The organism is Sphingobium sp. RS1 (genome assembly GCF_056156825.1).
The window spans coordinates 1-9,821 of record NZ_JBLZXE010000004.1 but is presented as its reverse complement, the minus strand read 5'-3'; the positions used below and the strand labels follow the sequence as shown (position 1 = coordinate 9,821).

The window sequence follows — 9,821 nt, the reverse complement described above, 5'->3', positions numbered from 1 at the left end:
CGATCGCGGTGCAGCCGAGCGGATCGCGGAGGCGACCGCACAGCGGGGCGAGCGTGACCGTGACGCCCCGGAGCCGGGGAGCGCCGCCGATCGCATCGCGTCCCGCATAGGTGATAAGGGCGGGTCCGATCACGACCAGGCCGAGCGCGATCGGGAGCGCACCAGGGACAGAGATCGGGACAGGGGCCGCGAACGATGAGCGATGATAGCGACGATCCGGTGATGGCGCTGCTGGCGACCCAGCGGGCGGTGTTGGCGGCGGTGGAGAATCTGGCGGGCCAGGTCGAGGCAATGCAGGGCAAGGTGGACGCGATGGGCGAGACGCTGGCCCAGATCGTCGCCGGCACTGCCCACGCATCGAGTGCCGGCGTCGGTCGTGTGCTGACCCTGGGCGACAGGTTCAGGCAGGCGACCGACAAGGAAGCTGCGGCGGACCCGGAGCTACGGGCCGCGCAGGGAAATTATATGGTGGCCCAGGCGATCGCCAAGGGGCTGAACAAGGGCGATCCTGACGGGATGGCCCGCGATGCGGCGCGGGCGCGGGAATGGATCGCCGACCAGCTCGACCGGGGCCGCGTGTTCGAGCCTGCCAAGGTGCGGGACGGTGGAAAGGGCGCGGTGGCGGTGGTGGAGCCGATCCACGAAGAGATGTTTCCGGGGCGCGTCAGGGCGCAGCGGCCCGACCGGGAGCGGTAGCGTCCTGCCCGTAGAGGGTGAGGATGATCGACGGCACCAACGAAGGGGGCACAGCCTCTTCCAGAAACATTTCGAACATGGCGTCTTCGTCAGGTTCGAACCGGAAGCCTTCGATCATTAGATTGGCGCGGGAATCTTCGTTGTCCTGTCGCCACAACGCCACTTCGTCGGACGTGCCGCGCAGATAATCCATCGCCTGCACCTGGGCGCGGAGCGCCTTCAAGTCGATCGTCGTCACATGTCTATTCCCGCGATGTTTACTAAATTTGCATCAAGCCATCAAAACGATTTCCGCCAGCTTGTCTAAGATCACTAATTGCTTCGCTCTTGCATCAGAAGTCTTAGATAAATGCGCCTTCAAAGATGCTTTTGATAAAGCAACATGGTCAGCGTTCTTTGGATCATACCGGGGTATGCTCATGTGCTTAAAGATATTGCTGACCTGAATCTGAATCGTGTGGCTTTCCACGTATTCCTTTACGAGAGTGGAGTTTAGCACCCCGCAAACGAAGTGCGCTTCGGCCTCGTTCTGAAAGTCTGCGAAATAAACTTTATGGTCCGGCACATAGGGACGAGGACCAACCAGGGGCACAGTACCGCTCGTGAAAACCGCTGCCTCAAACGTTGATGAAAGCTCGGCCCACACAACTTTGTAGGGGGAAAATGTATAGGCTCCGGAGTTGTATACAGCGTAAAATGGTGCCTTTGGTTGACGAAGCCTGTACGTCGATCGGCGCTCAAGCAGGGCCTTAAAGTGCTGCAAATACTTTTTCGTTTGGGGAAGGCTGGCCATCGCCGTTTCCGCCGCGAGGTAGTCCGCTTTTAGGATTCCCTGGTTCGGTACAATGACGAATAGCTCGCTTTTTACATGCACATGGCATGCTGAGAAATCCGAAGCACCCTTGAGAAGCGGATATAGCAGCGCCGGTTCGATCCAGAATTTCCGGGCCGGACCGATATCGGTTTTCCCGGCCTCAGGGCGGGTTTCGACCTGGACCAGTCCGTTTGCCGGATTGGTTGCTATCACGCGCACCATGTAGACGCCGTTCAAATCCGCCGTGATGCCCTTACGCCCCGCGATCCAATCACTCTGTCCTTGCAGCTTCTCCATGTCCTTGAAGCGCCCAGGGGGTAGAATTGCCCATGGCGAATTGCCGCCGCTTACGGGGGTGGCTTCCCAAAGCTTTTGGTTCACGCGAGCCAGAACGCCGGTTTTGGTCGAGTTTTCGGGCAAAGATGCGCCTTGGCCGATCGCTTTTTCCCATACCGTGTAGGGAACCGGATATTTAGTAAGCTGCTTGCTGCCGACCTTCCTGAGGCGGACGATCGCCGTTTTGTTGGCCACTTTGGGAAAGGGCTTCAGCAGCTTCAGGTCATCCACAGCTTCCGGGATCAGATTAGCCTTCTTGTCGATCCGAAAACTGCGAAAACCCTGCGATGATGGCGACTGAAAATGCGTTTGCGTGATTACAAAAACGAGCGCGCCGCCCTGCTTCAGCCACTTGTCGCCGACCGTATAAGTAATCATTCCCGAAATATCGAGTTCGTTGCCGCCGTGGTATGGCGTCTCGGAAAAGATGGTATAGCGTTCGCAGGTTGGTTTGATGCGATTGCGATACAACTCAGGCAGGTTCGACCACCTGACCCAAGGCGGGTTGCCAACGATCACGTCGAATTGCCCGGCAACGGCTGACCAGAAGAAGTTCCGCACAATCCGAAACCAGATGCCGTTCCAGGCCTTTCGATGAAGCTCCAACACTTGGTCATAGGTCGTGCTGAGTGCGTCCCTCCAAGCTTTTGCCTCGGTGGCCGTCATCAGCTTTCCGGCGATCAGCAGTTTCTCGACAGCGGGATATTCTTTCTCGTCGTGTACGGCTTCCGCCATGATTACGAACGCGGCGTCCAGCCTCGCCCGGTCAAATGCGAGCGCCGCTGGCAAGACGATATTTAGATCGGCCTGCGCGCTACCGATTCCATACTCGACAAAATCCTGACCTGGGGCCGGAGACTGGGCGGGAGAATACACGGCGTCGGCGAGCAAGACCGGCAATTCAACCTCGGCCCCAGTGCTGGCCACTAAATCGGCGATCGCGATCAAGAAATTGACGCGGGCCGACTGTACGGCAAGCGGGTTGAGATCAAAGCCCCACACTTCGGCCAGAATGGCAGATAGGGTTTCAGCGTCGGATCGTTTCGCAGCCTTGGCCAGGGCACGTTTTCGGCGAATAACTTCTAGCAGAAACGAACCTGAACCACAGGTAGGGTCCAAGGCGCGAACTGCGCTCCAGTCTTTCACCAGGGCGCGATCACACGCGACGTCTACCAGCCAATCAGGCGTATAAAATTCCCCCAGCGCTTTCCGCAAAACTTCAGGGACGAGGGCCTGATAAAATGACTTCAACACGTCGCGTGATCGCGCCGCGCTTAGGTCGTCCATTCGATATAGCGCCAATTGTGTCAGCAAAGGCCGAAGAGCGGCACAAAGAGCAGCACGATCCTTTCCAGATGGTGCGGCATCGACGTACCAAGAGAAGATCGCTTCTTCGACAAAGCCCTTAATTCGGGCAGCCTCGAAAAATGCGCCGCGCTCAACCTCGACGTCCATCAGCTCCAACAGCTTGTCATCGTCCTGACCAAGCAGGTGTTCGCAAAAGTCAGGATAGGCAGTTAGATCGAACTGCGCGATGATCTCTGCGGCAAGAAGTTTCATCACTATCGCGTTATAGCTGTGGATAGCGAAAAGAGCAGCGGACACCATGTCACCCGCCGCAATCTTTGGAGAAAACGGAACATGCTTTCTAATTTCGGCAGCTTGTGCCTTAGATAAGTCGGCAACCTGACCGAATAGTGTCCTCCACTCTTCGAATAGCAATTTTACCTTATTATTTCCTGGGGTAGTCAGCTTCTTTTCTAGCAGACTAACCAAGCTGGACATCATGGCATGCCCGATTTCGGCCTGATGACCGAAATCTTCGACTAGATTTTCGGCCGTAACAGCACGGCGCTTGGAATCGATACACGCTTGGGCGACCAATTCGACTGAAGCTTGATTAAATGGCAGAAGGTTTCGGTGAATAATCACACCAGATTTCATAAATGCAAAGCAAATGTGAATGCCATCTATTGCAATGCCAATATAATCTTCTTCCGGTATGCCTTCTAATATTGATCGAGCTTTAATATATTTAAAAAGCCTATCATAAATGGCTTCTTTAAAAGAAGAGCTATTTATGCTTCCTTTAAATAATCCTCTATCTTTGAACTCAATGATAACCTGATTATATGAGGCATCGTTGCGCCCACGCTCCGCATGAAACGTAATTTGGAGAGCATTTTCAATATGCTTCAACCATCCTTTTCGGACCTCTTCTTCATTGGCCCAATTGTGGCTGTCTTTTTTTAGTTTATTATATAGTTCGCTCATGCGGATACCTGCTGTCGATGCTGTTGCATGACTCGTTTTACTGTTGCCTTGGAAACGCGGAACAAGCTCGCCATGCTTGCGGTCGAACCCGTTCCCGCCTCAATTTCGCTAATAATTTTTTGCCGCTGTGTCGGTGTTAGGGACGGTTTTCGGCCAAGACGCCGTCCCGCCCGCCTAGCGTGTTCCAAGCCGTGAAGGGTACGTTCTCGGATCATCTCACGCTCGAATTCTGCGACGGCTCCAAGCATTTGTGTCATCAGGCGGCCTGGCGCAGTCGTAGTGTCGATCGCCTCTGTGAGTGAGCAAAAGCCCCCTCCGGCTGCTGTGATCTTTTCGAGAGTGAACAGAAGGTCACGGAGCGACCGGCTAAGGCGGTCCAGTTTCCACACGACGAGGATGTCGCCGGGGCTGATCGCTGCGATTGCTCGGGCGAGCTGCCGACGATCCGCATCCCCTCCAGAAGCTTCTTCTTTGAAGAGCATTTCGCAACCCGCTGCTGTCAACGACACGAGCTGATTTTCTAAATCCTGGTGGTCGCCCCGGGAGACGCGCGCATAGCCAATTTTCATCGCGATTTTGATCCCCCTTTCTGCACCCGCCAAGCTCCTGAAAAGCCTAGTCTCCAGCCCCTAGCTCAAAACCGAACGGTTTTGACCTCCGACCTGAAATTTATTCGTCGGATCGCCCAAATAGACGGCCAAAGAACCCCCGTTTCGATTCCGCCGCCTCTGGTCCAGTGAGCAAACCGATCACCCGCGCCTGTGCTTCTCGACGCTCTTCCTCGGATTTATCGAGCCGTTGGCGGAGATCGGAAACCACGCCGTCACGATCCTGTAGCTGTTCACGCAACAGTTCAATTTCGCGTTGCAACCCCCCTGAATTTACAGGAGTTTCCCTGTTTCCAACTGGGGTGTCCGAGCGGGCCTCGGAAACCGTTTCTTTCTGTTTCGGCGGGAACACCCGGAACAGTTCTGAGGTGTCAATAAGATAACCATTATCGGTCTTTTCAGCATAGCTAAGACGACCGGATTTAAGTGCTTTTGAGACAGTACCCTTGCTGACCCCGGCCAGCTCTGCACCCTTCGTCATCGAGACGGTTGCCATGCTTTATTCCCCCGTTTCCAACCGGGAACGTATCCCTGTTTCTATAGGGTATCGCGAAACCCCAAGAGCGACAACCACTAGGGTTTACTCCATTTTTCCGCGCAACCCCTTACCCAAGTCGTCCAATCTTCTCGCAGGGCATCTCCCCGGAGCTGGCGACGCTTGTCGGTTCGCACCCGCGCATATTGATCCGCTAACCGCTGAACGGCGTGTCCCCCACCATAGGTCACGCCGATCGCGTGCAACTCTGTCGCGCCGAATTCCGTCACCTGATCGTCGACAGGCCAGCGTAAAACATCAGATACGCCCAAGTTTGCGGCGGTCGCTGCGATGATCGCACTAGGATCGAGTATCGTTTCCGCCGTGCCATCGCGACGCGCACGACGACCGGCGCGATGGCGTTCGTTTTCCTCTTCGGCTGCTACCGCAGCGATCGGCGGTTTGCGGCGGAAGGTTATGGCAACCTCGATGACCTTGCGGCCCCGCCTTTTGGCGACGTCCCATGCCACCGAAAATTGCGGCACAAGCTGATTGATTTCCGCCGTCGCGGCATCGAGGACGAAGCGCCGTAGGTCGGCGAACGAGCTGTAAGACCCTTCTGGGACGCCTAGCTTAGCTCGCAGGGTTTCTACATCCCCACGCCAGATCGGCACGTCTCGTCGGTAGAGCAAGGCTCCGAGCTGGTATAGTTCGAGGGCATATTTGCTGTCGAAGGCTAGCACCGTTGCCCGATGCAGAAGAGCGTAGGCTTCGCTGTCTTTCAGGAGGTCGCGCGCGCGACGGGTGAAACGGTAGATCAACCACCCCTGTTCACCCCCCTCAAACGTCTCTTCGATCATCTGGAAAGTGCGCCGCCCATGGTCGCCTTCCACCTTGTCAGGCATGGCAAAGAAGATACCCATCAGCTCGTCGATCGTCTCGGCGAGGCGATCGTTGGAGTTGTGGGAGCCGCGCAACATGCGCTTGGCAATTCTATGCTCCTGGTCCCGCCAGGCATCGCCTGCGGCTTGGTGCATCATCAACGCGAACACCTTGCGCGCAGACAGGCTAAGGGAAACCCCCCGCGCGTAGCGGACTTCGACTAGCTCGCGCGGCTGTACGATCGTGTCAGAGCCACGCTCTTTCTCGATCCGCGCCACCTCCATCGTGCGACCAGTTGTGTCGGCTTTTCCGTCCATGATGGGACATTCGGTCGATGTGCGAACAGGGTCAAGGTATTATGAGATGAGAAAGCAAATGGCCTCACTTCATGCACCCCATTTCTCATAATACCCCCACCCCAAAACTCACAATAGGGCACCCCATTCCTCATGATGCCCCACCCCATTCCTCATGAAAGTCCGAAATACGCCTTTATATTCAATGGGTTTTATACCCCCTGAATCATAGAATCCCAGAATCTAGAATCATCGCGGGCGCGCGAGAGGAAATGCCGCTCTGAGGATGAGGGAAATAGGATTGGCCTAATGGGATTGGCCTATCGGCCAATGCGCTGTCTGATGCGTGACGGCAGAGCCGTCACAAGAGCGGCCTAAAGGCCGCTAGGCTTCCGAGGGGGAAGTGGGGCAGGTTCAGTGGTCAATCGCGCCCTAACGCCATGCAGAGAGGCCCAGAGCGGTCAGGGAGGCAAGGCTATGGCCCTTTCCTATTCCATTGCTGCCGACGGCGATAATGCGCCCTGGGGCCATTCAACCGGGATCGGCCAGCCCGGCAAACTCGCGCTGGTCGTAATATCTGATCTTTTCCACGATCAACGGGGCCTGCCCCTGGAGCATCAACAATTGGTCGGTGGGCCGCATCCGCATGATCTCATCGGGATTCATGAGGTTTCGGGCGCTGATCTGCGTGCTGGCCGACCGGGTGAGCTTGCCGCCGTCGAACATGCTGGCCTCGGAATAGCCCGCCGTCTGATATTCGAGGGTTTCCTGCCCCAGCGTCTTCGACAGCAGTTCGGCAGTGGCGAGGTCGTTCACCCCGAAGGCCTGGAATACCCCGGCGTTCGACATGAAGGTTCCCGCCCGCTCACCATAGAGGGCGCGCAACTGGTGCATGTCCTGCAGGATCGGCCAGAGCTGCAACCCGTATCCAGCCATCAGGCCCATGGCGCGCTCGACGGGTTCGAGCCTGCCCAAGGCGGCGAACTCATCGAGCAGGAACAGGACGGGCCGCGCCGGTTTGACCGGCGATCGGGCCATGTCGGTGAGCGCCTGGGCAACCAGTAGGCGCAACCAGCGCGAATAGGCGTCGAGCCGGTCAGGGGGTAGGCACAGAAACACCGTGGAAACCCCCTCTTTCAACCCTGCAAAGGTGAAGTCCGAGGCCGATGTGCTGGCGACGATCCGGGGGCTATCGAGAAAATGGGTGTGGCGCTGGGCAGACGACAGCACCCCTGCGGCCTCGCGATCGGACTTGCCGAGCTGGCGATTGGCGGCGCGGGCGATCAGGCCACCGGCGCCGCGGCTGTCCTGCATCAGGGTAAGCAGATCGGCGAACCCCTTGGGGGCCAGCGTCAGATACTCCCGCACCGTCGCCAGGGTGCGATGTTCGCGGTCTTCATGGACCACGGCATAGAGGATCAGCCCGGCGATCAGCGCCTTGGCTTCCTCGTTCCAATGGGCATCGCCACCTTGCCCTGCGGAATCGTGGACCAGGGCGTCGGCCAGCGTCATCGCATCTTCAGCCAGATCGAGGCTGGCCGGGTCGAGCCGGTCGAGCGGATTGTATCGGGCAGGGGGTTGCCCGGACACCTCAAAGGGGTCGAGGCACCAGACCTTGCCCTTGCTGGTGCGTGCCCTGGCAGTGACGCGGGCGTTCTCGCCCTTGGGGTCGATGCAGATCACCGAGCGGTCGAGGGTCAGCAGATTGGGGATGATGGTGCCCACGCCCTTGCCGCTGCGGGTTGGGGCCATGGTCAGCAGATGGGCAGGCCCACCATAGCGGAGCAGCTTGCCCGACTTGGCCGATCGACCGATCAGCAGATCGCCGCCGTTCGATTCCAGGTCGCGCACATCGGCACGCGATCCGAACGCGGCCGAGCCGAGCAGTTCGTTGCGACCGTAGCGCCGGTTGAACTTCCAGATCGCCACCCCGAAGGCGACCAGCGCGGCCCAGGCGATGGTGCTGGCGATCGACACGGGCAGTATCTTTTCGAGCAGCCATTGGGTGCCGAGCAGGATGGCGAAACCGCCGCCGACAGCCAGGCCGCAGCCTACGCCCCGTTCACCCCCGACCAGCGGCCCTGCCATCATTCCTTCTCCTTCAGCCGCTTGAGCAGAGGGGCCATCAACACATGGTCGCGCTCACGGGTCAGGAACATCGGCAGTTCGCGTTGCAGGAGCGGGGCGAGCTGGCGACCCGTGGGCGTATCCTCGTCTATGTGGTGAAGGATGAACGCGCCAAGCATGATGCGCTCGCGGGTTTCGGCCTTGCGTCGTTCGGTCGAGACGCGGGCCTCAAGCGCCTTTCGCCGCTCGCGCAACTTGCGCTCGTCCTCGCGCATTTTCTCAAGGCGCTCTTCAACGGGTGTCCGTGCCATCCGGTCCTCCTATGGCAATTCGCTATAGCAAGCGAAACAGCATGAGGCTACCTTATGAAAATAAGGGCACGCTTATACATTGGTTCCCAATGTGCGTGGTCCTAGTGGGGGCTATGCCCCCGCCGGACGGCTCCCCCTTAAGTGCAGTAAGGCAGAAGGGCGCGGCGTCGTGGCGATCTACCATTGTTCGGTCAAAGTCATTTCGCGGGCCACCGGGCGCAGCGCGGTCGCCGCCGCCGCCTATCGGTCGGGCGAGCGGCTGACCGACGAGCGCCTTGGCAAATGCCACGACTACACGCGCAAATCCGACATCGAGCATCGCGAGATCATGGCCCCCGATCGCACGCCCGACTGGATGCTCGATCGCTCGCGCCTATGGAACAGCGTCGAGGCGGCCGAGCGGCGCAAGGACGCCCAGCTTGCCCGTGAGGTGGAAATATCTCTTCCGCGTGAGCTGGACGCGGAGGGGCGGCGCGCCCTGGTCGACAGCTATGTACGCGAGCAGTTCGTGTCCCAAGGCATGATTGCGGACGTGTCGTTGCACCGGGGCCATTCGGCAGACGGGCAGGAGCAACCGCACGCGCATGTCATGCTGACCATGCGCGACCTGACCGGCGAGGGGTTCGGGAAGAAAAACCGAGACTGGAACGCAGCCGAGCGGCTTGAGGGGTGGCGATCGGCCTGGGCTGACCATGCCAACCAGGCGCTGGAACGGGCCGGGTGCGATGAGCGCATAGACCATCGGTCGCTAAAGGATCAGCGCGAGGCGGCGCGCGATCGTGGTGACGCGGAGGGGCAAGAGGATCTAGGCCGGGAGCCGCTGGGCAAGGTGCCGTTGTCGGCGGTGGCGATGGAGCGCAAGGGCAGGCCCACCGAGCGCGGCGACGAACAGCGCGGGGTGCAGGCGCGCAATCTGGAGCGGCGCGAGCTGACGCAGCAGCTTCGCGAATTGAGCGCCAGGATCGCGGAAACGATGCGGGGCATCGGCGACAAGGCCAAGGATATGGCGCAGGGGCTGCGCGATCGCCTAGGCGCGGCATGGGGGCGTCAGGAGCAGGACGC

9 protein-coding genes are annotated in these 9,821 nt (G+C 58.8%); 2 read left to right on the top strand and 7 right to left on the bottom strand.

Features of this window, described 5'->3' with window-relative positions; translation table 11 throughout:
* Positions 1-195: 195 nt before the first annotated feature.
* Complete coding sequence (locus tag ACNHGR_RS24075) at positions 196-696, top strand: hypothetical protein (RefSeq protein WP_475289523.1); 501 nt, start codon at positions 196-198, stop codon at positions 694-696.
* Here the strand turns inward: ACNHGR_RS24075 and ACNHGR_RS24070 are convergent.
* The 7 genes from ACNHGR_RS24070 to ACNHGR_RS24040 form a co-directional block, all read right to left on the bottom strand.
* Positions 665-934 (bottom strand): hypothetical protein, encoded by a 270-nt coding sequence (locus ACNHGR_RS24070; RefSeq protein ID WP_475289521.1) that lies wholly within the window; start codon positions 932-934, stop codon positions 665-667. The two genes, ACNHGR_RS24075 and ACNHGR_RS24070, sit on opposite strands and share 32 nt — an antisense overlap.
* 33 nt (positions 935-967) lie before the next feature.
* Positions 968-4,120, bottom strand: a complete 3,153-nt coding sequence (locus tag ACNHGR_RS24065; protein WP_475289520.1) for an Eco57I restriction-modification methylase domain-containing protein — start codon at positions 4,118-4,120, stop codon at positions 968-970.
* Entirely contained in the window at positions 4,117-4,722 is a 606-nt protein-coding gene (locus tag ACNHGR_RS24060) for a recombinase family protein (protein WP_475289519.1), read from the bottom strand. Before ACNHGR_RS24060 ends, ACNHGR_RS24065 begins: the two co-directional genes overlap by 4 nt.
* A gap of 67 nt (positions 4,723-4,789) precedes the next feature.
* Entirely contained in the window at positions 4,790-5,224 is a 435-nt protein-coding gene (locus tag ACNHGR_RS24055; RefSeq protein ID WP_475289517.1) for a DNA-binding protein, read from the bottom strand.
* A 77-nt stretch (positions 5,225-5,301) separates the two neighbouring features.
* Positions 5,302-6,402 (bottom strand): replication initiation protein, encoded by a 1,101-nt coding sequence (locus ACNHGR_RS24050; protein WP_475289516.1) that lies wholly within the window; start codon positions 6,400-6,402, stop codon positions 5,302-5,304.
* Between the two features lie 510 nt (positions 6,403-6,912).
* Entirely contained in the window at positions 6,913-8,469 is a 1,557-nt protein-coding gene (locus tag ACNHGR_RS24045; protein WP_475289515.1) for a type IV secretory system conjugative DNA transfer family protein, read from the bottom strand.
* Positions 8,469-8,759: a hypothetical protein gene (locus ACNHGR_RS24040; protein ID WP_261271318.1), complete on the bottom strand. Its 291-nt coding sequence runs from the start codon at positions 8,757-8,759 to the stop codon at positions 8,469-8,471. The genes ACNHGR_RS24045 and ACNHGR_RS24040 overlap by 1 nt, the downstream gene beginning before the upstream one ends.
* Before the next feature lie 169 nt (positions 8,760-8,928).
* Here ACNHGR_RS24040 and mobQ point away from each other — a divergent pair.
* Positions 8,929-9,821: MobQ family relaxase (gene mobQ, locus ACNHGR_RS24035; RefSeq protein WP_475289513.1), on the top strand; the 893-nt coding region annotated here is incomplete at its 3' end.

Bases quoted from the DNA above. Each gene is read 5' to 3' on its own strand.
- ACNHGR_RS24050 (WP_475289516.1), bottom strand. From the start codon at position 6,402: ATGGACGGAAAAGCCGACACAACTGGTCGCACGATGGAGGTGGCGCGG.
- ACNHGR_RS24075 (WP_475289523.1), top strand. From the start codon at position 196: ATGAGCGATGATAGCGACGATCCGGTGATGGCGCTGCTGGCGACCCAG.
- ACNHGR_RS24065 (WP_475289520.1), bottom strand. From the start codon at position 4,120: ATGAGCGAACTATATAATAAACTAAAAAAAGACAGCCACAATTGGGCC.
- ACNHGR_RS24055 (WP_475289517.1), bottom strand. From the start codon at position 5,224: ATGGCAACCGTCTCGATGACGAAGGGTGCAGAGCTGGCCGGGGTCAGC.
- ACNHGR_RS24040 (WP_261271318.1), bottom strand. From the start codon at position 8,759: ATGGCACGGACACCCGTTGAAGAGCGCCTTGAGAAAATGCGCGAGGAC.
- ACNHGR_RS24045 (WP_475289515.1), bottom strand. From the start codon at position 8,469: ATGGCAGGGCCGCTGGTCGGGGGTGAACGGGGCGTAGGCTGCGGCCTG.